Consider the following 23,244-nt stretch of genomic DNA (forward strand, 5'->3'; position numbering starts at 1 on the left):
ACGGCTTCGAAGTGATTCGAGTGGCCTGGGGGTCCCCCCAGGCTCTTCAGGCTCTGGGGGAGGGTCAGCCGGCTACTCGTACGGCGAGCGCGTCGCCGATCTCGGCGGTGGTGCGCTCGGGCAGCGAGCCGCGCTCCGCGAGGTCGGCGGAGACGGCATCCTCGATCCGGGTCGCCTCGGCGTCGTAGCCGAGGTGGCGCAGCAGCAGGGCGACCGAGAGCACCGTGGCGGTGGGGTCGGCCTTGCCCTGGCCCGCGATGTCCGGGGCCGAGCCGTGGACCGGCTCGAACATGGACGGGAACCGGCGGCTCGGGTTGATGTTGCCCGAGGCCGCGACGCCGATGCCGCCGGAGACGGCCGCGGCGAGGTCGGTGATGATGTCGCCGAAGAGGTTGTCGGTGACGATGACGTCGAACCGTTCGGGCTGGGTGACCAGGTAGATGGTCGCCGCGTCGACGTGGATGTACTCGGTGGTGACCTCGGGGTACTCCTCGGCCACCTGGTTGAAGATGTTCGTCCACAGGTGACCGGCGAAGGTCAGGACGTTGTTCTTGTGGACGAGCGTGAGCTTCTTGCGCGGGCGGGCCTGGGCGCGGGCGAAGGCGTCGCGGACCACGCGCTCGACACCGTAGGCCGTGTTCACGGAGACCTCGGTGGCGACCTCGTGCTCGGTGCCCTTGCGGATCGTGCCGCCGTTGCCGGTGTACGGGCCTTCCGTGCCCTCGCGGACGACGACGAAGTCGATCTGCGGGTCGCCGGCGAGCGGGGTGGCGACGCCCGGGAGCAGCTTGCTCGGGCGCAGGTTGACGTGGTGGTCGAAGGCGAAGCGGAGCTTGAGCAGGAAGCCCCGCTCCAGCACACCGGAGGGCACCGACGGGTCGCCGATCGCGCCGAGCAGGATGGCGTCGTGGGCCTTCAGGGCGTCGAGGTCGGCGTCGGTGAGGGTCTCACCGGTGGCGTGGTAGCGCCGGGCGCCGAAGTCGTACTCCTTGGTCTCCAGCTTCACATCCTGCGGGAGCGCGGCGGCCAGGACCTTCAGCCCCTCGGCCACCACTTCCTGGCCGATGCCGTCACCGGGGATCACTGCGAGATCGATGCTGCGAGACATGTCGGCACCCTACCCCTCGTCCCGAGAGATGACATGGAGCGTCCGATATGTGGACACGACCCGGTGGGGGCACACGGACGGGCAGGGCGGCTCAGTGGCCGGTCTGCCCGCCGTTGTCCCTGCGGTCGAGGGCGCGCTGGAGGGCTGCGGCGGCGTTCTTGCGGTCGGACTCGCCGGCGCGGGAGACGTGGCGGACCCGGCGGCGGACGGTCGTCTCGGCCATGGGGGATCGACTCCTTCGAGAAGACGTGGGAGTGCCTGGGTTGAGGGGACGCGGACGCCGGAAGGGGCGGGGAGCGAGGGCCGCAGGGGTGACCTGCTCGGGGCCCGGCTCACTACCGCCGTTCGCTTGATCGAGCGAGACGTTCGGCTCCTACAAAACTAGGCCAGGAGCGCGCGGCTGTCTGCACAATTACTCGGACTTCCTACTATCTGAGACGGCGGCCTCGGCCGTACGGCGGACCTGCGCCACCCGTACGGCCGTGACCTGCGGAGATCCCCACCGGTTTGGTGGAGGGAAGCTCAGAGGACGTCCCCGTCGCGCCAGTCGAAGAGCAGTTCGGCCGTGGGGTCGGTCGCGGCGGCGGGCGCGGGCCACACATAGGTGGACCCCTCCTCCCCGGGCAGCCGGACCGCGCCGGCCGGGCCGAGCGCGTGGATCGGCCCGCACCACGCCCGCCAGCCGCGGGCCCCGTAGAGCAGGGCGCCGTCGTCGCTGGCCGAGAGGGCGCCGAGGTCGTAGGCGCGGGTGATGACCTCCTCCAGGGCGCCCATGACGAGCGTGCCCAGTCCGGCGCGCCGGACGTCCCGGCGCACGGCGACGGCCTCCACGTACCCGGTGCGCAGCCAGCGCCCGCCCAGCCGGACCCGCCGCATGACGACCGAGCCGTGCGCGGCGAGCCCGTGCCCGTCGCGCACCAGGGCGTGCATGCCGCCCAGGGAGTGGTCCCAGTCGTGGTCGCTGAAGTCGCCCTCGAAGGCGTCGTCCAGCAGAGCACGCGCGGACCGCAGCTCGGCCGGGGTGAGGGCGGACGTGTGGGCGGTGCGCAGCCGGGCCCCGGCCCCGGGCGCCATGCCGTGCGGACCGCCGCTCACAGGGCCACCGCCACCGCGTCGCGAAAGCCCGCGGGCTGTTCCGTCCAGGGCATGTGCCCGGCGCCGGGCAGGACCACCCGGCGCACCCGGGGCAGGGCCCGCTCCAGGGAGTCCACGGCCGAGCGGGGGCGGATGTCGTGCTCTCCGTCGACGATCACCACGGGCCGGTCGAGTCCGCGGCAGGCGGTGTGCAGCTCCGGTGTGCCCCACCGCCGCGCGCGCTCCGCGTTGAGAGCGTTGGTGCAGGCCTCGTTGACCCCGAACCAGGGGTCGGCCATGCGCCGGGCGTGCTCCATGGCCCGCTCCCGGTCCTCGAACTCGACGGACCACCGCAGCACCGCGGACTCCCGTCGCTCCTCGGCCGTGAGGGAGGTGCGGCCGGCCAGTTCGTGCCAGCGGGCGAGGCGGGCGGGGTCCTCGGCGAGCCGGGTGCGGAAGTTCTCCCGGAAGGCGGGGTGCCACTCGCTGTCGGGACCGATGCCCGTGCCGGACACGTACACCAGGGCGCTCACCCGTTCGGGGTGGGCGAGGGCGTAGCCGAGCGCGAGCTGGGCGCCCCAGGAGTGGCCGAGCAGGGCGACGCGCGGGAAGCCGAAGTGCGCGCGGACGGCGTCCAGGTCGGCCGTGAACCGCTCGCTCGTCCAGGGCCCGTCGCACGGCTCGGAGCGCCCGCAGCCGCGCTGGTCCCACCGGACGACGGTGGCCCGGTCGGCGAGCAGGTCCGCGACGTCCTCGAACATGTCCCACAGGCCGGGGCCGCCGTGGCACAGCACCAGCGGGGTGTCCCCCTGCCCGCCGCGGGCCGCCCAGAGCCGGACGCCGTCGTCCGCGCTCACCTGCTCGCCCGGCGGGGGTGCCGCCCGGTCGTGCATCAGGGGCGTCCGCCGGGACTCGTGTGCCTGTGGCGCCTGTTGTGGCGCCTGTTGCCTCTGTTGCGCCTGTTGCGCCCGCTGTGTCTCGGGGGCCGGGGGTGTCTCGGGCGTCTCGTTCGTCCGCGTCGAGGTCATGACGACAGTCTGCCCGGCGACACGCGGACGGGCCGGTCCTTTTTCCGGACCGGCCCGCCGAGTGCGTCAGGGTGTCAGCCCATGTGCGGGTAGGTGTAGTCGGTCGGCGCCACCAGGGCCTCCTTGATGGCGCGGGTCAGGGTCCAGCGCATCAGGTTCTGCGGGGCACCGGCCTTGTCGTTGGTGCCGGAGGCACGGCCGCCGCCGAAGGGCTGCTGGCCGACCACGGCGCCGGTCGACTTGTCGTTGATGTAGAAGTTGCCGGCCGCGTAACGCAGCTTCTCCATCGTGTACGCCGCCGCCGCGCGGTCGTTCGCGACGACCGAGCCGGTGAGGGCGTAGTCGGAGACCGACTCCATCTGGGTCAGCATCTCGTCGTACTTCTCGGCCGAGCTGTCGTCGTACACGTGCACGGCGAGGATCGGGCCGAAGTACTCGGTGGTGAACACCTCGTTCTCCGGGTCGGTGCACTCGATGACGGTCGGGCGGACGAAGTAGCCCACCGAGTCGTCGTAGGAGCCGCCCGCGACGATCGTGCAGGACGGGTCCTCCTTGGCCCGGTCGATGGCGGCCTTGTTCTTGGCGAAGGACCGCTCGTCGATGACCGCGCCGATGAAGTTCGACAGGTCGGTGACGTCACCCATGGTGAGGTGGTCGACCTCGGCGGCGAACTCCTCCTTGAAGCCGGAGTTCCAGATGGACGCCGGGATGTAGGCGCGGGAGGTGGCGCTGCACTTCTGGCCCTGGTACTCGAAGGCGCCGCGGGTCAGGGCGGTCTTCAGCACCGCGCGGTCGGCGCTCGGGTGGGCGACGACGAAGTCCTTGCCGCCGGTCTCGCCGACCAGGCGCGGGTAGGAGCGGTACTTCTCGATGTTGTTGCCGACCGTCTTCCACAGGTGCTGGAACGTCTTGGTCGAGCCGGTGAAGTGGATGCCGGCCAGGTCGCGGTGGTTCAGGGCCACCTCCGAGACCTCCAGGCCGTCACCGGTGAGCAGGTTGATGACGCCCTTGGGCAGACCCGCCTCCTCCAGCAGCTGCATGAGCAGCACGGCGGCGTGCGTCTGGGTCGGGGACGGCTTCCAGATCACCACGTTGCCCATGAGGGCGGGCGCGGTGGGCAGGTTGGCGGCGATCGCCGAGAAGTTGAACGGCGTGATCGCGTAGACGAAGCCCTCCAGCGGGCGGTGGTCCAGGCGGTTCCACACGCCCGGCGAGTTGGCCGGGGGCTGCTCGGCCAGGATCTGGCGGGCGTAGTGGACGTTGAAGCGCCAGAAGTCGACCAGCTCGCAGGGGCTGTCGATCTCGGCCTGCTGCGCGGTCTTGGACTGGCCGAGCATGGTGGAGGCGGCGATGGTCTCGCGCCAGGGGCCGGCCAGCAGCTCGGCGGCGCGCAGGATGATGGCCGCGCGGTCGTCGAAGGACATCGCGCGCCAGGCGGGGGCGGCGGCCAGGGCGGCGTCGATCGCGTCCTGGGCGTCCTGGCGCGTGGCGTTGCGGTACGTACCGAGGACGGCCTTGTGGTTGTGCGGCTGCACGACCTCGAAGGACTCACCGCCACCCATCCGCTTCTCGCCGCCGATCGTGCACGGCAGGTCGACCGGGTTCTCGGCCAGCTCCTTGAGCCTGGCCTCCAGACGGGCCCGCTCGGGCGAACCGGGGGCGTAGCCGTGCACCGGCTCGTTGACGGGCGTGGGGACCTGGGTCACAGCGTCCATGGGTTCCGTAACTCCTTGACTTGAGCGGTGTTTCGAGCTGTGGAGCGGGCTCGCTCAGCCCTTGCTGACCATCGGGCGGACGAAGGGCCGGCTTCTCCGCCAGACGGCGCATGCTGTGCCTTCCCGGGGGGCGACCCCCGGACCCCCGGCAGGGGCTGCGGCACAGCCCTGGCCGGTCAGCCGCGGCTGAGCATGCTCCGCGCGAAGAAGCGCAGGTTGGCCGGCTTCTCCGCCAGACGGCGCATGAAGTAGCCGTACCAGTCGGTGCCGTAGGCGGTGTAGACGCGCATGCGGTGGCCCTCGGCGGCCAGTCGCAGGTGCTCGTCGCTGCGGATGCCGTACAGCATCTGGAACTCGTACTCGTCGAGCTTGCGGCCGGCCGTGCGGGCCAGCTCCTGCGCGATGGAGATGAGGCGCGGGTCGTGGGACCCGATCATCGGGTACCCCTCGCCCTCCATCAGGGTGCGCAGGATCCGCACGTACGCCTTGTCGATCTCGTGCTTGTCCTGGTAGGCGACCTCGGCGGGCTCCTTGTAGGCGCCCTTCACCAACCGTACGCGAGAGCCGCTCGCGGCGAGGCGGCGTGCGTCGGCCTCGGTGCGGAAGAGGTACGCCTGGATGACGCAGCCGGTCCGCGGGAAGTCCTTCCGCAGCTCCTCGTGGATGGCGAACATCGAGTCCAGGGTCGTGTGGTCCTCGGCGTCCAGGGTGACGGTGGTGCCGATGGCGGCGGCGGCCTCGACGACCGGGCGGACGTTGGCGAGGGCCAGCTCGTGGCCGCCGCAGAATGCAGGGGCGGGCCCGGAGGGCCCTTCGTTCAGGGCGGTGGCGGGCGACGGGAGGGACTGGCCGAACATCGACAGCTTCACGGACATCTCGACCTTCGGGCCCAGCTCCAGGTCCTTGATGTGGTCGATCAGCGCCAGGTAGGCGTCGCGGGCGGCGGTGGCCTGCTCGGGGGTGGTGATGTCCTCGCCGACCACGTCCATGGTCAGCTCCAGGCCCTTGCCGGTCAGGTCCGTGATGATGGGGACGATGTCGTCCACGGTCTCGCCGGGGATGAAGCGGTCCACGACCTGCTTGGTCACCGGGGCCGCCGAGATCAGGCGTCGCATCCGGTCGCTGCGCGACGCGGCAAGAATCACGGGACCCAGCACGGGGCACCTCCACAACAGTGAGCACAAGGCCGTCACCCGACCGATCGGGAACGGCACGGAGAACCACCGTGAAAGTTAGGGATCTGTGCGATCGTCTGCCATCGACAGCTGTCACGCATCCGTGGACCCGATCTCAGACAGATGTATGAAGGCCCTGCGGAAATGCGGGAGAATGCCCGGGTGACGGCGGATTACAAGGGCGATTACCAGGAGCTGGTCGACGAGATCTCGGAGCTGCTGGGCGCTCCGGCCACGCTGGAGAACCGGAACTTCGAGCTGATCGCCTTCGGCGCCTACGACAGCGAGGGCGACCTGGACCCCTCGGCGCTGGACCCGGTGCGCACCCGCTCGATCCTCACCCGCCGCTCCACGGCCGCCGTCCGCCGCTGGTTCGAGGGCTTCGGCATCACCCGGGCCACCGGACCGGTCCGGATCCCGCCCACCCCCGAGGCCGGCGTCTACCGGGGGCGGATCTGCCTTCCGGTACGCCATCGGGGTGTGGTCCTCGGCTACGTCTGGCTGCTGGTCGACGAGCCCGGCCCCGCCGAGCCCCAGCTCGCGGCGGCCATGCGGGTGACCGGGCGGATCGGCGCGCTTCTCGCGGACGAGGCGCAGCACGGCGCGGACCTCACCCGTGAGCTGCGGGCGGTGCTGACCGCCGAGCGGGGCTGGCCGCGGGACATGGCGGTGGCCGAGCTGCGGACGGCGCTGGGGGCGCGCGCGGAGGGGCCGCACACGATGGTGTGCGTGGCCCCCTGGCCCTCGGCCGACCCGGACGACGCGCCGTCGGTGCGCACGCTGCCGGGCGCGACGGCCCTGTGCACCGTGCCGTGGGGGACGACGGACCAGTGCCTGGCGCTGCTGGTGCGGCTGCGCTCGGCGGACACCCTGACCCCGGCGGTGTCGGCGGCGACCCGGCTGCTGGAGAGGGCGGCGGGCGGTACGGCGACCAGCGGGGCGGCGACGGGCACGTCGGGCGCCGCGGGCAGTCGGGTGAGCGGGGCGGTGAGCGGTGCCGCGGGCCGTGCGGTGAGCGGTGCCGCGGGCCGTGCGGTGAGCGGTGCCGCGGGCCGTGCGGTGAGCGGTGCGGCGGCCGGGGTGGCCGCCGGGCGGACCGGGCTGGCGGAGCTGGGAACGGCCTGGGCGCAGGCGGTGGCGGCGGCGCGTGCCGCGCTCGCCGAGCCCCGGCTCGGTCCGATCGCACAGTGGGCCGGCATCGGCCCGTACCGGCTGCTGGCCTCGCTGTCCCCCGAGGCGCGGCACGACGCGGCGGTGGGACCGCTGCTCTCCCCCGCGCACCAGGAGCTGGCGCGCACCGCCGAGGTCTACCTGGACTGCGCCGGCCAGGCCGGGCGCACCGCGGCCGAGCTGGGCGTCCACCGCCAGACGCTCTACTACCGCCTCTCCCGGGTGGAGCAGCTCACGGGCCTTGACCTGGACGACGGCGAGGACCGGCTGCTGCTGCACATGGCACTGAAGGCGGCGCGGCTGTAACCGGCCCGTCCCCGGGCCGAGGGCGACGGCCGCGCCCCGGCGCGCGCTCGAGCCGGGCATTTCGGTGGGACACGAAGACCTCCGTGCGATGCGTTCCCAGACAGCTCCACCACACCGGAGGTCTTCGCCATGATCAAGCCCGACAGGCGTCAACAACGCTCACGGTCAATACAACTAGGCGCTGGGCGCGGCGCCCGCGAGCACCCGGCGCAGGCCCTCGGTCAGCTGGTCGGCGCGGGTGGCGGTGTCGGGGTCGAAGAGCCACTGCACCATGAGGCCCTGGAGCAGGGTCTGGTAGAGGCGGCCCTCGGTGTCGACGGCCTCCTTGTCGAGGTCAGCCTCCGGGACGTCGCTGAACATCGGGAGGATGCCGGAGCGGCCGTCCTCCTGGGCCTGCGCGAGCAGCTTGCGCACCTCGGGCAGGCGGTCCCCCTGGAGGATCAGCTCGAAGCTCAGCAGCCAGATCGGGCGCGACTCGGGGATCGAGGCGATGACGTTCGCCCAGACCTCCTGGAAGCGCTCCAGCGACCCCGCCGCCGTCCGGGGCGCCTCGCCCCCTCCCCAGCCGGCTCCGCTGCCGTCGCCCATCTCCTCGACCAGGGCGACGTACGCCTGCACCAGCAGGGCGTCCTTGGAGCCGTAGTGGTAGCCGATGGAGGCCAGGTTGGTCCCGGACTCCTTGACGATGTCCCGCGCCGTGGTGCGCACGAAGCCCTTCTCCAGCAGGCAGCGCTTCGCGCCGTCGAGCAGATCCTCACGATGTCCCATGTCCTCAACCCTACCCGCGATCCATACAGGCGTCCTAGACGGATGACCTATACGCACGATCTATACGGACGTACTAGACAGGCGTTTAAGACGTGTGTACATTCCTTGGCATGACGAACTCCACGAGCACCAACACGATCCGGGCCGGTCTCGCCGGCCGTCGCGAATGGACCGCCCTCGGCGTGCTGATGCTGCCGCTGCTGCTGGTCTCGATGGACGTCTCGGTCCTCTACTTCGCCATCCCGGCGATCAGCGCGGACCTGGAGCCGACCGGCACCCAGCAGCTGTGGATCTTCGACATCTACGCGTTCGTCCTGGCCGGCCTGCTGATGACGATGGGCTCCCTGGGGGACCGCATCGGCCGCCGCCGGCTGCTGCTGATCGGGGCCGCCGCCTTCGGCGCCGCCTCCCTGGTGGCCGCGTACGCGAACAGCGCCGAGACCCTGATCGCGGCCCGCGCGGTGCTCGGCATCGGCGGCGCGACGCTGATGCCCTCGACCATGGCGCTGGTGCGCACGATGTTCACCGACCCGGGCCAGCGGGCCAAGGCGATCGGCATCTGGTCCGGCGTGATGACGGCCGGGATCGCGCTCGGCTCGGTGCTCAGCGGCATCCTGGTGCAGTACTTCTGGTGGGGCTCGGTGTTCCTGGTCAACCTGCCCGCGATGGCGCTGCTGCTCGTCCTCGGCCCGATCCTGCTGCCCGAGTCGAAGAACCCCGCCCCCGGCCGCTTCGACCTCGTCAGCGTGCCGCTGTCGATGGCCGCGGTCCTCCCCGTGGTCTACGGCCTGAAGGAGATCCCCTCCGAGGGCGTGCACCCGCTCTACGTCGCCTCGATCGCCACCGGTCTCTTCTTCGCCGCCCTCTTCGTCCACCGCCAGCGCACCGCGGCCTCCCCGATGATCTCGCCGGCCCTGTTCCGCGGCCGGGGCTTCGCCCCCGCGGTGGTGCTGAACCTCATCTCCTCGTTCGCGATGATGGGCTCGGCGTTCTTCACCACGCAGTACCTCCAGTCGGTGCTCGGCAAGAGCGCGATGGAGGCGGCCCTGTGGGCCCTGCTGCCCTCGCTGCCGATCGGCATGGCGGCCCCGGTCGCGACCCAGCTGGTGCAGAAGGGCGTCAACCGGGCCTACGTCGTCACCACCGGCTTCGCGATCGGCGCGGCGGGCTACGGGATGCTGGCCCTGGCCGGCACGGACTCCCTGTGGCTGGTCCTGGCGGCCTGCGCCGTCCTCTCCTCCGGCATCGTGATGGTCATCTCCCAGATGACCGACCTGGCGCTGGGCGCGGCCCCGGCGGAGCAGGCGGGCGCCGCCTCCTCCCTCCTGGAGACCGGCTCGGAGTTCGGCGGCGCGCTGGGCATGGCGACGCTCGGCTCCATCGGCACCGCGATCTACCGCCACGAGATCCCCTCCGGCGCCCCCGCCCCGGCCCACGAGACGCTCGGCGGCGCGCTCGCGGTGGCCGGTCAGCTTCCGGGCCGGGCCGGCGAGGCCCTGGTGACGGCCGCCCGGGAGGCGTTCACCGGCGGAATGCAGGGCGCGGCCCTCGCGGGAGCGGCGCTGCTGGTCCTGGCCGGCACCGCGGCGGCGGTGACCCTGCGCCGGGTGACCGTCAGGGACGAGGAAGCCCAGCCGGTCGCCGAGACCGAGGAGGCCGAGCCGGTGAAGGCGATGGCCTGACGGCCGGGGCGCACGCGAAAGGCGCCGGGTGAGCTGGAATCGACCAGCTCACCCGGCGCCTTCGTCCGCTTGCGGGCGCGGCTGCCTCAGACGAGGTTCACCGAACGGGCGGACGTCGCCCCGATCTCGGCCGCGACCTCCGCGAGCACCCCGGCGGGCACCGTGTCGTCCACGGTCAGCACCGCCAGCGCCTCGCCGCCCACCGTCGCCCGGGCGACCTGCATGCCGGCGATGTTGATCCCGGCCTCGCCGATGACCCGGCCCACCGTGCCGACGACGCCGGGACGGTCCTCGTAGCGCAGGACGACCATGTGCTCGGCGAGCGCCAGGTCGACGTCGTACTCGCCGACGGCGACGATCTTCTGCACGTGCTTGGGGCCGGCCAGCGTGCCGGAGACCGACACCTCCTCGCCGTCGGCGAGGGTGCCGCGCACGGTGACGACGTTGCGGTGGTCCGTCGACTCGCTGCTCGTGGTCAGGCGGACCTCGACGCCGCGCTCCTGCGCGAACAGCGGCGCGTTGACGTAGGAGACGGTCTCGTCGACGACGTCCTCGAAGACACCCTTGAGGGCGGACAGCTCCAGCACCTTCACGTCGTGCTGGGTGATCTCGCCGTAGACCTCGACGTCCAGACGGACGGCGACCTCACCGGCGAGCGCGGTGAAGATGCGGCCGAGGCGCTCGGCGAGCGGCAGACCCGGCTTGACGTCCTCGGCGATGACACCGCCCTGGACGTTGACCGCGTCCGGGACCAGCTCACCGGCGAGGGCCAGGCGCACCGACTTGGCGACGGCGATGCCCGCCTTCTCCTGCGCCTCGTCGGTGGAGGCGCCCAGGTGCGGGGTGCAGACGACCTGGTCGAACTCGAACAGCGGGGAGTCGGTGCACGGCTCCTTGGTGTACACGTCCAGGCCCGCGCCGGCGACCCGGCCCTCCTTGAGCGCCGAGTACAGCGCCTCCTCGTCGACGATGCCGCCGCGTGCGGCGTTGACGACGCGCACCGTCGGCTTGACCTTGCGCAGCGCCTCCTCGCCGATCAGGCCGAGGGTCTCGGGGGTCTTCGGCAGGTGGACGGTGATGAAGTCGGAGACCTCGAGGAGTTCGTCCAGGGTCAGCACCTTGACGCCCATCTGGGCGGCGCGCGCGGGCTGCACGTAGGGGTCGTAGGCGACGACCTTCATGCCGAAGGCGGACATGCGCTGCGCGACCAGGGCGCCGATGCGGCCGAGGCCGACGACGCCGAGGGTCTTCTCGGCCAGCTCGACGCCGGTGTACTTGCTGCGCTTCCACTCGCCGTTCTTCAGCGCGGCGTTGGCCTGCGGGATGTTGCGGGCGGTGGCGAGGAGCAGACCGCAGGCCAGTTCGGCGGCGGTCACGATGTTGGAGGTCGGGGCGTTGACGACCATCACGCCGGCCTTGGTGGCGGCGGAGACGTCGACGTTGTCCAGGCCGACCCCGGCGCGGGCGACGACCTTGAGCTTCTTCGCGGCGGCGATCGCCTCGGCGTCGACCTTGGTGGCCGAGCGGATCAGGATGGCGTCGACGCCGGCGATGGCGGGCAGCAGTTCGGCCCGGTCGGCGCCGCTGCAGTGCCGGATCTCGAAGTCCGGGCCGAGCGCGTCGACGGTCGCGGGCGACAGCTCTTCAGCGATGAGTACGACAGGTTTCGAGCTCACGTGAGTCCTCACAGGTCCGATGCGGACGGCCGTCCCGACGGCCGCAGCGGTGGAGTGGGCGGGATGCTAGCCGCGTGGAAGACGCACGACGCTGTGGGCCTGACGCGTTGTTTGTGCAGCAGTGTAGTGGCGTCGCGTGCGTCGTATTACGCCGCTGCGGAAGGATCACCCGTCCGTGGCTGGACGGGGTGGACAACGCCGTGAGTCCGCCGTGAACTCCGACGTTACCCCGGGTTCGGCGGACGGGGCCGGGGCGTCGGCCCCGCCCCCGTCCGCCGCGAGGCCTACGCCTCCTCGTCCACCCAGCTCATGAGCTTGCGCAGCTCCTTGCCGGTGGTCTCCAGCAGGTGCTCGGAGTCCTGCTTCTTGTACTCGTTGTACTTCTTCAGACCGCCGTGGTACTCGTCCATCCAGTTCCTGGCGAAGGAGCCGTCCTGGATCTCGGCGAGGACCTTCTTCATCTCGGCCTTGGTGGCGTCGGTGATGATGCGCGGGCCGGTGACATAGTCGCCCCACTCGGCGGTCTCGGAGATCGACCAGCGCATCTTCTCCAGGCCGCCCTCGTACATGAGGTCGACGATCAGCTTCAGCTCGTGCAGGCACTCGAAGTAGGCGATCTCCGGCTGGTAGCCCGCCTCGACCAGCGTCTCGAAGCCGGCCTTCACCAGGGCGGCGGTGCCACCGCACAGGACGGCCTGCTCACCGAACAGGTCGGTCTCGGTCTCCTCGGTGAAGGTGGTCTTGATGACGCCGGCGCGGGTGCCGCCGATGCCCTTGGCGTAGGACAGCGCCAGCCCGAACGCGTCACCGGAGGCGTCCTGCTCGACGGCCACGATGCACGGGACGCCGCGGCCCTCCTCGTACTGACGGCGCACCAGGTGACCCGGGCCCTTGGGGGCGACCATGCAGACGTCCACGCCGGCCGGGGGCTTGATGAAGCCGTAGCGGATGTTCAGGCCGTGACCGAAGAACAGCGCGTCGCCGTCCTTCAGGTTGGGGGCGATGTGCTCCTCGTAGACCTGGCCCTGGATCGGGTCCGGCACCAGGATCATGATGACGTCGGCCTCGGCGGCGGCCTCCGACGGGCTCACCACGCGCAGGCCCTGCTCCTCGGCCTTGGCCTTCGACTTGGATCCCTCGTGCAGACCGACACGCACGTCGACACCCGAGTCGCGCAGCGACAGGGCGTGGGCGTGACCCTGGCTGCCGTAGCCGATGACCGCGACCTTGCGGCCCTGGATGATGGACAGGTCGGCGTCGGCGTCGTAGAACAGCTCGGCCACTGGGTTCTCTCCTTGGTGTGCAGGTTGTGCGTCCCACCGTATGCCGGTGGGGGGACGGGAAGTCTCGGGGTCTCGGTATACGGGCGGACGGTGTCACCCGGCCGCCGGTACACGTCGCTTCGTGTTGTTACGCCGACCGGTCCAGGGCGCGCAGCGACCGGTCCGTGATCGAACGGGCGCCGCGGCCGATCGCGATGGTGCCGGACTGCACCAGCTCCTTGATGCCGTACTGCTCCAGCATCTTGAGCATGGCGGTCAGCTTGTCGCTGGAGCCGGTGGCCTCGATGGTGACGGCCTCCGGGGAGACGTCGACCGTCTTGGCGCGGAAGAGCTGGACGATCTCGGTGATCTGGGAGCGCGTCTCGTTGTCGGCGCGCACCTTCACCAGGACGAGTTCGCGCTGCACGGCCGAACCGGGTTCCAGTTCGACGATCTTCAGCACGTTGACGAGCTTGTTGAGCTGCTTGGTCACCTGTTCCAGCGGAAGGTCCTCGACACCGACCACGATGGTGATGCGGGAGATGTCGGGGTGCTCGGTGACGCCGACCGCGAGCGAGTCGATGTTGAAGCCGCGGCGGGAGAAGAGGGCGGCGATCCGGGCGAGGATGCCGGGGGTGTTCTCGACCAGGACCGAGAGCGTGTGCTTGGTGGACATGACGGTCGTACCTTCCTGAAGTCCTCGGACGGCTCTCAGTCGTCGGCGCTGTCGCCGAAGTCGGGGCGGACGTCGCGGGCGGCCATGATCTCGTCGTTGGAGGTGCCGGCGGCGACCATCGGCCAGACCATCGCGTCCTCGTGGACGATGAAGTCGATGACGACCGGGCGGTCGTTGATCGAGTTCGCCTCCTCGATGGCCTTGTCCAGGTCCTCGGGGCGCTCGCAGCGGATCGCGTGACAGCCCATGGCCTCCGACAGCTTCACGAAGTCGGGGACGCGGGTGCCGCGGGCGTCCTGGTTGACGTCGTCCGGGCCGGAGTGCAGGACCGTGTTGGAGTAACGCTGGTTGTAGAACAGGGTCTGCCACTGGCGGACCATCCCGAGGGCGCCGTTGTTGATGACGGCGACCTTGATCGGGATGTTGTTCAGGGCGCAGGTGGTCAGCTCCTGATTGGTCATCTGGAAGCAGCCGTCGCCGTCGATCGCCCAGACCGTCCGCTGCGGCATGCCGGCCTTGGCGCCCATGGCGGCCGGGACGGCGTAGCCCATGGTCCCGGCGCCGCCGGAGTTCAGCCAGGTGGCGGGCTGCTCGTACTGGACGAAGTGCGCGGCCCACATCTGGTGCTGGCCGACGCCCGCCGCGAAGATCGTGCCCTCGGGGGCGAGCTGCCCGATCCGCTCGATGACGTGCTGCGGGGACAGGGAGCCGTCCGCGGGCTCCTCGTAGCCGAGCGGGTAGGTGTCGCGCCAGCGGCCGAGATCCTTCCACCAGGCGGTGTAGTCGCCCTTGTGGCCTTCGGCGTGCTCCTTCTGGACGGCCTGGACCAGGTCGGCGATGACCTCGCGGGCGTCGCCGACGATCGGCACGTCGGCCTCGCGGTTCTTGCCGATCTCGGCGGGGTCGATGTCGGCGTGGACGATCTTGGCGTACGGGGCGAAGCTGTCCAGCTTGCCGGTGACGCGGTCGTCGAAGCGGGCACCGAGGGCGACGATCAGGTCGGCCTTCTGCAGCGCGGTGACGGCGGTGACCGCACCGTGCATGCCCGGCATTCCCACGTGCAGCGGGTGGCTGTCGGGGAACGCGCCGAGCGCCATCAGGGTGGTGGTGACGGGCGCTCCGGTGAGTTCGGCCAGCACCTTCAGTTCGGCGGTGGCCTTGGCCTTCAGCACGCCGCCGCCGACGTAGAGGACCGGGCGCCTGGCGGCGGTGATGAGCTTGGCCGCCTCGCGGATCTGCTTGGCGTGCGGCTTGGTGACGGGCCGGTAGCCGGGCAGGTCCATGACCGGCGGCCAGGAGAAGGTGGTCTTCTTCTGGAGGATGTCCTTGGGGATGTCGACCAGGACCGGGCCGGGGCGGCCGGTGGAGGCGATGTGGAACGCCTCGGCGATCACCCGCGGGATGTCCTCGCCCTTGGTGACCAGGAAGCTGTGCTTGGTGATCGGCATGGTGATGCCGACGATGTCCGCCTCCTGGAAGGCGTCCGTGCCGATCGCGGAGGACACCACCTGCCCGGTGATCGCGACCAGCGGCACGGAGTCCATGTTGGCGTCGGCGATCGGGGTGACCAGGTTGGTGGCGCCGGGGCCCGAGGTGGCCATGCAGACGCCCACCTTGCCGGTGGCCTGCGCGTAGCCGGTGGCGGCGTGGCCGGCGCCCTGCTCGTGCCGGACCAGGACGTGCCGCACTCGGGTGGAGTCCATCAGCGGGTCGTACGCCGGCAGGATCGTGCCGCCCGGAATGCCGAATACCGTGTCCGCGCCGACTTCCTCGAGGGAGCGGATGAGGGACTGCGCACCCGTGACGTGCTCGGGCGCCATCTGGTGTCCTCCGGATCGGGGCCGCGGCTGCGGATGGTGGGCCCCGGTGGCCTGCTCGGTCATCGGCATTCTCTTCTCGATGCTGAGGTTCTGCGAGGGTTCGGGTGTCGGCTTTCGCCAGGTTCGCACGGTGCGCGACCGCTGTGCGGCAGGTGCCCGTGCAACAAAAAACCCCTCGTGCCGTGAGGCAAGCGAGGGGAGCGCGCCGGTGAAGGTCGCTGGGGATCCGGATCGTCCTCCGGTGGGTCCCAGCTCAGCCGACGCGCTGTCCAAGTACGAGAATTCGGGTGCGCATGGAACTGACCCTCCCCCCGGCACGCATCCACTGTCAAGTGGGTGGGACGGGAGTCTCATCATGTGGGCGAAGGCTCGTCCCGCCTCCGAAGACGGCCGGTACCTGGCCCGTGTACACGCCCGCGCCACCGCCCCCGGCGAACGCCGGCTCGGCCGCGCCGTGCGGTACCGGGTAGTGGCCGCAGGTGAGCGCCCGGCGCAGCCGGTACTCGTCGAGCGGGCCGGAGAACGCCATGCCCTGGCCGTGCGTGCAGCCCATCGCGCGCAGGGCGGCGATCTGCTCGGGCAGGTCCACGCCGTCGGCCACCGACTGCAGCCCGAGGTCGCCCGCGATGCGCAGCAGCCCACTGGTGATCTTGTGCAGGCGGGCCGACTCGACGACGCCCTCGACCAGGGAGCGGTCGAGCTTCAGTACCTCGACGGGGAGCTTCCTGAGCGCCGTGAGGGCGCCGTGGCCGCTGCCGAAGCCGTCCAGGGCGATCCGCACACCGAGGCGGCTCAGGGCGGACAGGCGGCGCTCCAGCTCGTCCAGCGACACCCGCGGGTCGGTGTCGGCCAGCTCGAGCACCAGGGCCCCGGAGGGCAGACCGTGCCGGGTCAGCAGGGTCTCGACGGTGCCGGGCGGCAGGGAGCGGTCGAGGAGGCGGCGCGCGCCCATCCGGACCACCACCGGCACGTTCAGCCCGGTCCGGGCGCGCTCGGCTGCCTGCTCGACGGCCTCCTCCAGCATCCAGCGGCCCAGTTCGGCCGTCTTGTCGCTGTCCTCCGAGACCCTCAGGAACTCGGCCGGTGTGAAGAGGACCCCCTGGGAGGAGCGCCAGCGCGCCTGGGCGGCGACCGACGTGATCCGGCCGGTCGCCAGGCAGGCCACCGGCTGGTGCAGCAGCGTGAACTCGCCGTCGTGCAGGGCGGACCTGAGCCGGCCCGCCAGCTCCGCCTTGCGGACGACGTCCTGCTGCATCTGCGGCTTGTACAGCTCGACGCGGCCCTTCCCGGCCGCCTTCGCTCGGTACATGGCGAGGTCGGCGTTGCGCAGCAGCTCTCCCGCGCCGAGGCCCGGCTCGGCGAAGGCGACGCCGATGGACGCGGCGACGCGGACATCGTTGCCGTCGATGAGGTACGGCTGCGACAGGGTGATCCTGAGCCGGTCGGCCAGCTCCAGGATGTGCCCTTCGCGGGCGGTGCGGTCGCGGGTGCCGTCCCCGACGATGAGCGCGGCGAACTCGTCGCCGCCGAGCCGGGAGGCGGTGTCCCCGTACCGGACGGACTCCTGGAGTCTGCGGGCGGCCTGGACGAGGAGTTCGTCCCCGGCCTGGTGCCCGATGGTGTCGTTGACGGCCTTGAAGCCGTCCAGGTCGATGAAGAGCACGGCGGTGCCGCGGTCGGTGGAGCGGCGGCCGGACAGCGCCTGCTGCACGCGCTTGGTGAACAGCGCGCGGTTGGGCAGGTCGGTGAGCGGGTCGTGCTCGGCGTTGTGCTGGAGCTGCGCCTGCAGGCGTACGCGTTCCGTGACGTCCCGGCTGTTGAAGATGAGGCCGCCGTGGTGGCGGTTGATGGTCGACTCCACGTTGAGCCAGCCTCCCCCACTCTCGGCTTCTCCCCCAGCCTCCGGCCGGGAGGTGCCCCCAGAGCGGGAGGCGCCCCCACCCCCGGACCGGAAGCGGCACTCGATGCGCGTGGTGGGTTCTTCCAGCGGGCTGGCGGCGAGGAACCGGCGCACCTCGTGCACGACGCAGCCCAGGTCCTCCGGGTGGATGAGGCCGGCCAGTTCGGTGCCGACCAGTTCCTCGGCGGGCCGCCCGTACACCCCGGCGGCGGCCGGGGAGACGTACCTCAGGATGCCGTTGGGCGCGGCGATCATGATGACGTCGCTGGAGCCCTGCACCAGGGAGCGGAAGTGGTTCTCCTTCTGCGCGAGTTCCTGGGTGAGGGCCATGTTGTCGAGCAGCATGATGCCCTGGCGCACGACGAGGGCGAGCACCACCGCACCGGCGGTGATCAGCACCACCCGGTCGACGCTGTGGCCGTTGAGCACGTTGTACAGGACTCCGAGCGTGCACACGGCGGCGGCGAGGTAGGGCGTGAGGGCGGCCAGGGAACCGGCGATGGGCCGGGCGGCCGGGTACCGCTCGTGATCGGTCTCCGGTACGAGGCGCGGCCGGGCGGCCCCGCCGGGCGGCGCCTGGCGCTGTCCGGGCAGCCGCTCGTGCGCCACGCGGGCGTGCCCGTCGGTCGCGGGGGCGCCGCCCGCCGGGGCGCGGCCGTCGGCCTCGGGCGCGGGGCCGTCGGGCACGCGCGCGTGCACGTGCGCGTCGGCGCCGTGCGGGCGCGCGTCGGCCGCCTCGTGTGTCGCGGGGTGCCGGCCGGTCCCGGGGCGGTCGGGGCCGTGCTGCCCGACGGGCCCGTCGCGGTCGGCTCCGTGCCGGTCCGGTCGTTGCCGGCCGGCCCCGGTGCGACCCGTCCCCGGGTGGCCCGTCCCCGGGTGGCCCGTCTTCGGGCGGGCCGTCTCGTGGCGGTCGGCCGTGGGTCCGTCGTGGGGGCGTGCCGCCGGGATGGGACCGCTCCCGCGTGCGGGCGCGTTGTGGGGCCCGACCCAGGGGGCGTACGCCAGGAGCAGCGAGCCGGCGAACCAGCCCGCGTCCAGAAGCTGCCCGGAGCGGTAGCTGTGGTGCATCAGCGGCGACGTGAACAGGGCGTCGCTCAGCACGGTGAGGGCGAGTCCGCCGATCGCCGTGTTCACTGCGGTGCGGTTGAGCGGTGAGCGCCGGAAGTGCAGGGCGAGCACCATGCTGACCAGGGCGATGTCCAGCAGCGGGTACGCCAGGGAGAGCGCGGTGTGCGCGACGCTCGGCCCGTCGAACCTGGCCGCCTGGGCCAGCGCCAGGCTCCAGGAGAGCGTGAGCAGCGAGCCGCCGATCAGCCAGGCGTCCAGCGCCAGGCAGACCCAGCCGGCCCTCGTCACCGGGCGCTTGGCGAGCACCAGCAGCCCGACGATCGCGGGCGGCGCGAAGCACAGGAAGAACAGGTCGGCGTAACTGGGGCTGGGCACGGGCTCGTCGAGGACGACCTCGTACCAGCCCCAGACGCCGTTGCCCAGGGAGGCCATCGCCGAGGAGAGGGCGAACAGCAGCCAGGCGGATCGAAAGCGGACCCGGTGTCTGCGGGCGTACAGGGCGCACGACACGGCGGCGGTGCCGGCCGCGGCGGACAGCCCGAAGTCGCCCATGACCAGCGCGATTTCGCGCGAGCCCCAGTCGCAGGCGGAACCCACGGCGTAGCCCGCGCACACCAGCGCCAGGACGAGCTGGGAGGCCACTCTGCCGAATCCGCCGGGCGCCGCCGGCGGCCGGGTGGGCCGGGCTCCCGGCGGGGGCGGGGTCCGGCGCGCTCCCTCGGGCGCGGTCACGGCGGGGGCGGGCGGGCTCACCGGAGGCTCCCGGTCCGCACCGCCGTGTCCCTCGTGTCCCTCGCACCCCGGCGCGCCGGGTGCCCCTGCCTCACGCGGGCACCGGGTTCGCGGTGCCGGTGCCGGCTTCGGTGGCAGCCGGGCCGCCCGTCGCGGCCGGGCCGGTCGCTGTGCGGGCCGCTGCCGCGAGCGGCCGTGTGCCAGGGCCTCCGGCGGCTCCGCCGCGTCGGATCGTTCGTCCATAGGCCGTGCATCGCCCGTCGCCCCCCTCGCAGTCCGAAATGTCCATCCCCGGCGCCGAACGGTGCCCGGCGCAGCCCCTGTCGGGGACGATACACCAGTCTCGTCACTCAGGGACATAGTTCCTCTACGCTCCGTGACGACCAGCGCATATGCGGATACACCCCGCGTCCGGGGGGTTGCGGACGGTGCCGGGACGGGGCTATACGCCTGCCCCGCCCGTCGTCAGAACCACGTTCGCGAGCGGCTCCTGGTTCACGAACCGGTGCAATTGCCCCGTCAGCAGCCGCTCGGCGCGCGGCCGGAACGCCGAGGTGGGGCCACCGACATGCGGGCTGATCAGCACGCCGGGCGCGTGCCACAGCGGATGGTGCGCGGGCAGCGGCTCGGGGTCGGTGACGTCGAGGGCGGCGGTGAGCCTGCCGCTCTCCAACTCGGCCAGCAGCGCCTCGGTGTCGACGACCCTTCCGCGCGCGACGTTCACCAGGAGCGCGCCGTCCTTCATCCGGGCGAGGAAGTCCGCGTCGACCAGGCCGCGCGTGGCCTGGGTCAAGGGCGTGGACAGGACGACGACATCGGCCTCCGGGAGCAGGGCGGGCAGATCGGTGAGCGGGTGCACCGGGCCGCGCGCTGTGGCGCGCGCGGAGCGCGCCACGCGCGCCACCCGCGCGACCTCGAACGGCACGAGCCGGTCCTCGATGGCGGCGCCGATGGCTCCGTAGCCCACGATGAGGACGTTCTTGTCGGCCAGCGCGGGGTGGAAGCCTCCGCCCCACTCCCCGCGGTCCTGGGACCGCACGAAGCCGGGGACGCCGCGCAGGGAGGCGAGGACGAGCGTCAGGGCCAGTTCGGCCGTGCTCGCCTCGTGCACCCCGCGCGCGTTGCACAGCACGACTCCCGGCGGCAGGTGCCCGAGGCCTGCCTCCACGTTGTCGGTGCCGGCGGACAGCGTCTGCACGACCCGTACCGAGCGCATGCGGTCCAGCGGGCGTACGACGAGCCCGGCCGGCCTCATGTACGGCACGACGTAGAAGGCGCAGTCGGCCGGATCCCCGGGGAACGGCTGCGCACCGTCGTCTCCCCCGTCCCAGAACAGGTAGTTCGGCCCCTCGGGGAGCCCCTTGATCTCCTTGGGCGGGATGGGCAGCCACACGTCAGCACTCATGCTCAGGAGGCTATGCCAGGCGCGCGCGGGCGCAGAGGTTAGGTTGGTGAGCCGAGGAGAGGGAGGGTTACGGCGAGGTGGAGCGCAGGACGATCGGCGCGGCGGCACTCGCGGTGGGGGCCGTAGGACTTGGCTGCATGCCGATGAGCTGGGCCTACAGCGCGTCCCGGCGGCGCGGGGAGGACTCTTTGCGGGCCGTGCACCGGGCGCTGGACCTGGGCTCGGCACTGCTGGACACCGCCGACATGTACGGCCCGTTCACCAACGAGTTGCTGCTGGGGCGGGTGCTGAAGGAGCGGCGCTCGGACGCCTTCGTCTCGACCAAGGTCGGGCTGCTGGTGGGCGACCAGCACATCGTGGCCAACGGCCGTCCCGGGTATGTGCGGCGGGCCTGTGACGCGTCGCTGCGGCGGCTGCAGACGGACGTGATCGACCTCTACCAGTTGCACCGGGCCGACCCGGAGGTGCCGGTGGAGGAGACCTGGGGGGCGATGGCGGATCTGGTGCGGGCCGGGAAGGTGCGGGCGCTCGGTCTGTGCGCCGTGGGGGCGCGCGGCGGACGCCGGTCCCGGGGGCGGCTGCATGACGGAACGATCCGGCAGCTGGAGCGGGTGCAGCAGGTGTTCCCGGTGAGCGCGGTGCAGGCCGAGCTGTCGGTGTGGTCGCCGGAACCGCTGGAGGCCCTGCTGCCGTGGTGCGCGGCCCGGGGCGTCGGCGTGCTGGCCGCGATGCCGCTGGGCAACGGCTTCCTGACCGGCACGCTCACCCCCGGCCAGGGCTTCGAACCGGACGACCTGCGGGCCCGCCACCCCCGCTTCACCGCCGAGATGATGGCCGCCAACCAGCCGATCGTCGCCGGTCTGCGGCGCGTGGCCGCCCGGCACGGCGACGGCGTCACACCGGCCCAGGTGGCCCTGGCCTGGGTGCTCGCCCAGGGACGGCACGTGATCCCGGTGCCGGGCACCAAGCGCGAGCACTGGGTCACGGAGAACGCCGCCGCGGTGGAGCTGCGCCTGACGGTCCAGGACCTGACGGAGCTGGCACGGCTTCCGGCGGCGCGGGGGTCGTGGGACTGAACGCGGGGGCGGTGACCGGGCGCGGGGGCGTGTGACCGCGGGGGCTGTGACCGGGCGCGGGGGCAGGGACTTGTGCGCGGGGGCAGGGACTGCGCGAGGGGCGCGGGGAGCCGGGTCCGCGTGGATCGCGGGCGATCGGGAACCTGGGAGGGCGCGGGCGGTGTTTGAGAAAGAGCGACCGCCGCGTCGAAGGGACACGATCGTGCAGGCTCGGGCTCGGGCTGTGACCGGCATGCTGGCCGCCGCCGCACTGCTGCTGACCGCCGGGTGCTCCTCCGGTGGACCGCCACCCGGCGCTGGGAGCGCCCCGCCCGGCACGGCGGTGGGGTCCTCCCCCTCCCCCGGGCGGCCCGCCGCGGAGAACACCCCGCCGGCCAAGGGCACCGTGAAAGTGCTGCGCACGGTGGCGGAGGGCCTGGACTCCCCGTGGGGCCTGGCCCCGCTTCCGGACGGCGGCCTCCTCGTCTCCTCCCGCGACCGGGCGACGATCACCCGCGTCGACGAGCGGACGGGGAGGAAGACGGAGCTGGGCACGGTCTCCGGAGTGGCACCCCGGGGCGAGGGCGGCCTCCTCGGCATCGCCCTCTCCCCCCACTACGCCGCCGACCACATGGTGTACGCCTACTTCACCTCTGCCTCGGACAACCGCATCGTCCGGATGCTGTACGACGCGAAGAAGCCCGCCGGGGAGCAACTGGGCGCGCCCGACACGATCTTCAAGGGCATTCCCAAGGGCGTCATCCACAACGGCGGCCGGATCGCCTTCGGCCCGGACGGCATGCTGTACGCGGGCACCGGCGAGAACGGCGAGCGCGGGCCGGCCCAGGACACGAAGTCCCTGCGCGGCAAGATCCTGCGGCTGACCCCGGAGGGCGAGCCGGCTCCGGGCAACCCCTTCCCCGGCTCCCCGGTGTACTCCTACGGCCACCGCAACGTGCAGGGCCTCGCCTGGGACGGCAAGCAGCGGCTGTTCGCGTCCGAGTTCGGCCAGGACACCTGGGACGAGCTGAACGCGATCGCACCCGGCGGGAACTACGGCTGGCCCGACGCGGAGGGCAGGTCCACCGACGCGCGCTTCCGCAACCCCGTCGCCCAGTGGCACACCGACCAGGCCTCGCCGAGCGGCATCGCGTACGCCGAGGGCTGCGTGTGGATGGCGGGGCTGAGGGGCGAGCGCCTGTGGCGGATCCCGCTGAAGGGCACGGTGGCGTCCGCCGCCCCCCAGGCGTTCCTCCCGGGCACCTACGGGCGGCTGCGCACGGTCGCCGCGGCGGGCGACGGCAGGCTCTGGCTGGTCACGAGCAACACCGACGGCCGGGGCACGCCGAAGAAGGGCGACGACCGGATCCTGGAACTCGAGGTGAGGTGACCCGGGCGCTCACGCGTCGCCCGGCTCGCCTTCCCCCCGGGGTCCGGCGTCCGCCTCGCGGACCTCCTCGGTCCTCGGTGGCCGTACGACGACCCGTCCCGAGGCGAGGTCGATCGGTCCCCGCCCGGGATCGTTGTCCCCGACGTCCTCACGGGTCAACTCCAGCCGCTTCTGCTCGTCACGGGTGTGCTTGCGCCCTGGGGCGAACAGTTCCTCGAAGGCGTCGAACACGTC

At 72.1% G+C, this 23,244-nt stretch carries 18 protein-coding genes; 4 read left to right on the top strand and 14 right to left on the bottom strand.

Going from position 1 to position 23,244, the window contains the following annotated elements; all coding sequences use genetic code 11:
• Nucleotides 1–64 precede the first annotated feature (64 nt).
• From AB0G56_RS28885 to AB0G56_RS28910, 6 genes are all read right to left on the bottom strand, one after another.
• The gene (locus AB0G56_RS28885) at nucleotides 65–1,108 is read right to left on the bottom strand and encodes a 3-isopropylmalate dehydrogenase (protein ID WP_360974604.1); all 1,044 of its coding nucleotides are present in this window, start codon (nucleotides 1,106–1,108) and stop codon (nucleotides 65–67) included.
• A 91-nt stretch (nucleotides 1,109–1,199) separates the two neighbouring features.
• Entirely contained in the window at nucleotides 1,200–1,331 is a 132-nt protein-coding gene (locus AB0G56_RS28890; RefSeq protein WP_360974607.1) for a hypothetical protein, read from the bottom strand.
• Nucleotides 1,332–1,630: 299 nt separating this feature from the next.
• Nucleotides 1,631–2,182 carry a GNAT family N-acetyltransferase gene (locus AB0G56_RS28895; RefSeq protein WP_360974847.1) on the bottom strand — a complete coding sequence of 184 codons (552 nt, stop codon included), beginning with the start codon at nucleotides 2,180–2,182 and terminating at the stop codon, nucleotides 1,631–1,633.
• A gap of 17 nt (nucleotides 2,183–2,199) precedes the next feature.
• A complete protein-coding gene (locus AB0G56_RS28900; protein WP_360974850.1) occupies nucleotides 2,200–3,075 on the bottom strand; it encodes an alpha/beta hydrolase in 876 nt (291 codons plus the stop codon).
• 209 nt (nucleotides 3,076–3,284) lie between these two features.
• Nucleotides 3,285–4,925, bottom strand: a complete 1,641-nt coding sequence (gene pruA / locus AB0G56_RS28905) for an L-glutamate gamma-semialdehyde dehydrogenase (protein WP_360974610.1) — start codon at nucleotides 4,923–4,925, stop codon at nucleotides 3,285–3,287.
• Nucleotides 4,926–5,101: 176 nt separating this feature from the next.
• Nucleotides 5,102–6,082, bottom strand: coding sequence for a proline dehydrogenase family protein (locus AB0G56_RS28910; protein ID WP_360974613.1), 981 nt, complete (start codon nucleotides 6,080–6,082; stop codon nucleotides 5,102–5,104).
• A gap of 180 nt (nucleotides 6,083–6,262) precedes the next feature.
• Between AB0G56_RS28910 and AB0G56_RS28915 the strand changes: the two genes are divergently transcribed.
• Nucleotides 6,263–7,576 carry a helix-turn-helix domain-containing protein gene (locus AB0G56_RS28915; protein WP_360974616.1) on the top strand — a complete coding sequence of 438 codons (1,314 nt, stop codon included), beginning with the start codon at nucleotides 6,263–6,265 and terminating at the stop codon, nucleotides 7,574–7,576.
• Nucleotides 7,577–7,750: 174 nt separating this feature from the next.
• Here the strand turns inward: AB0G56_RS28915 and AB0G56_RS28920 are convergent, their stop codons facing one another.
• Nucleotides 7,751–8,344 (bottom strand): TetR/AcrR family transcriptional regulator, encoded by a 594-nt coding sequence (locus AB0G56_RS28920; RefSeq protein ID WP_360974619.1) that lies wholly within the window; start codon nucleotides 8,342–8,344, stop codon nucleotides 7,751–7,753.
• A 110-nt stretch (nucleotides 8,345–8,454) separates the two neighbouring features.
• On the opposite strand from AB0G56_RS28920, the gene AB0G56_RS28925 reads away from it, so the two are divergent.
• The gene (locus AB0G56_RS28925; protein ID WP_360974622.1) at nucleotides 8,455–10,026 is read left to right on the top strand and encodes an MFS transporter; all 1,572 of its coding nucleotides are present in this window, start codon (nucleotides 8,455–8,457) and stop codon (nucleotides 10,024–10,026) included.
• A gap of 86 nt (nucleotides 10,027–10,112) precedes the next feature.
• Here the strand turns inward: AB0G56_RS28925 and serA are convergent, their stop codons facing one another.
• The 6 genes from serA to AB0G56_RS28955 form a co-directional block, all read right to left on the bottom strand.
• On the bottom strand, nucleotides 10,113–11,702 hold the full coding sequence (gene serA, locus AB0G56_RS28930) for a phosphoglycerate dehydrogenase (RefSeq protein WP_360974625.1): 1,590 nt from the start codon (nucleotides 11,700–11,702) through the stop codon (nucleotides 10,113–10,115).
• A gap of 284 nt (nucleotides 11,703–11,986) precedes the next feature.
• On the bottom strand, nucleotides 11,987–12,985 hold the full coding sequence (gene ilvC / locus AB0G56_RS28935; RefSeq protein ID WP_360974628.1) for a ketol-acid reductoisomerase: 999 nt from the start codon (nucleotides 12,983–12,985) through the stop codon (nucleotides 11,987–11,989).
• 127 nt (nucleotides 12,986–13,112) lie between these two features.
• Nucleotides 13,113–13,640: an acetolactate synthase small subunit gene (gene ilvN / locus AB0G56_RS28940; RefSeq protein WP_018568644.1), complete on the bottom strand. Its 528-nt coding sequence runs from the start codon at nucleotides 13,638–13,640 to the stop codon at nucleotides 13,113–13,115.
• A gap of 35 nt (nucleotides 13,641–13,675) precedes the next feature.
• Nucleotides 13,676–15,523 (bottom strand): acetolactate synthase large subunit, encoded by a 1,848-nt coding sequence (locus tag AB0G56_RS28945; RefSeq protein ID WP_360974632.1) that lies wholly within the window; start codon nucleotides 15,521–15,523, stop codon nucleotides 13,676–13,678.
• Nucleotides 15,524–15,788: 265 nt separating this feature from the next.
• Nucleotides 15,789–19,181 (bottom strand): EAL domain-containing protein, encoded by a 3,393-nt coding sequence (locus tag AB0G56_RS28950; protein WP_360974635.1) that lies wholly within the window; start codon nucleotides 19,179–19,181, stop codon nucleotides 15,789–15,791.
• A 421-nt stretch (nucleotides 19,182–19,602) separates the two neighbouring features.
• The gene (locus AB0G56_RS28955) at nucleotides 19,603–20,565 is read right to left on the bottom strand and encodes a 2-hydroxyacid dehydrogenase (RefSeq protein ID WP_360974638.1); all 963 of its coding nucleotides are present in this window, start codon (nucleotides 20,563–20,565) and stop codon (nucleotides 19,603–19,605) included.
• A gap of 77 nt (nucleotides 20,566–20,642) precedes the next feature.
• Here AB0G56_RS28955 and AB0G56_RS28960 point away from each other — a divergent pair, with 77 nt between their 5' ends.
• Nucleotides 20,643–21,641: an aldo/keto reductase gene (locus tag AB0G56_RS28960; protein ID WP_360974641.1), complete on the top strand. Its 999-nt coding sequence runs from the start codon at nucleotides 20,643–20,645 to the stop codon at nucleotides 21,639–21,641.
• A gap of 223 nt (nucleotides 21,642–21,864) precedes the next feature.
• On the top strand, nucleotides 21,865–23,010 hold the full coding sequence (locus AB0G56_RS28965) for a PQQ-dependent sugar dehydrogenase (RefSeq protein WP_360974853.1): 1,146 nt from the start codon (nucleotides 21,865–21,867) through the stop codon (nucleotides 23,008–23,010).
• 9 nt (nucleotides 23,011–23,019) lie between these two features.
• On the opposite strand, the gene AB0G56_RS28970 is transcribed toward AB0G56_RS28965, so the two are convergent.
• On the bottom strand, nucleotides 23,020–23,241 hold the full coding sequence (locus tag AB0G56_RS28970; protein ID WP_360974644.1) for a DUF6191 domain-containing protein: 222 nt from the start codon (nucleotides 23,239–23,241) through the stop codon (nucleotides 23,020–23,022).
• Between the last annotated feature and the right edge of the window lie 3 nt (nucleotides 23,242–23,244).

The sequence above is a fragment of the Streptomyces sp. NPDC021356 genome (assembly GCF_040641015.1).
GTDB lineage: Bacteria > Actinomycetota > Actinomycetes > Streptomycetales > Streptomycetaceae > Streptomyces.

Bases quoted from the DNA above. Each gene is read 5' to 3' on its own strand.
- AB0G56_RS28885 (WP_360974604.1), bottom strand. From the start codon at position 1,108: ATGTCTCGCAGCATCGATCTCGCAGTGATCCCCGGTGACGGCATCGGC.
- AB0G56_RS28890 (WP_360974607.1), bottom strand. From the start codon at position 1,331: ATGGCCGAGACGACCGTCCGCCGCCGGGTCCGCCACGTCTCCCGCGCC.
- AB0G56_RS28895 (WP_360974847.1), bottom strand. From the start codon at position 2,182: ATGGCGCCCGGGGCCGGGGCCCGGCTGCGCACCGCCCACACGTCCGCC.
- AB0G56_RS28900 (WP_360974850.1), bottom strand. From the start codon at position 3,075: ATGCACGACCGGGCGGCACCCCCGCCGGGCGAGCAGGTGAGCGCGGAC.
- pruA (WP_360974610.1), bottom strand. From the start codon at position 4,925: ATGGACGCTGTGACCCAGGTCCCCACGCCCGTCAACGAGCCGGTGCAC.
- AB0G56_RS28920 (WP_360974619.1), bottom strand. From the start codon at position 8,344: ATGGGACATCGTGAGGATCTGCTCGACGGCGCGAAGCGCTGCCTGCTG.
- AB0G56_RS28925 (WP_360974622.1), top strand. From the start codon at position 8,455: ATGACGAACTCCACGAGCACCAACACGATCCGGGCCGGTCTCGCCGGC.
- ilvN (WP_018568644.1), bottom strand. From the start codon at position 13,640: ATGTCCACCAAGCACACGCTCTCGGTCCTGGTCGAGAACACCCCCGGC.
- AB0G56_RS28945 (WP_360974632.1), bottom strand. From the start codon at position 15,523: ATGACCGAGCAGGCCACCGGGGCCCACCATCCGCAGCCGCGGCCCCGA.
- AB0G56_RS28955 (WP_360974638.1), bottom strand. From the start codon at position 20,565: ATGAGTGCTGACGTGTGGCTGCCCATCCCGCCCAAGGAGATCAAGGGG.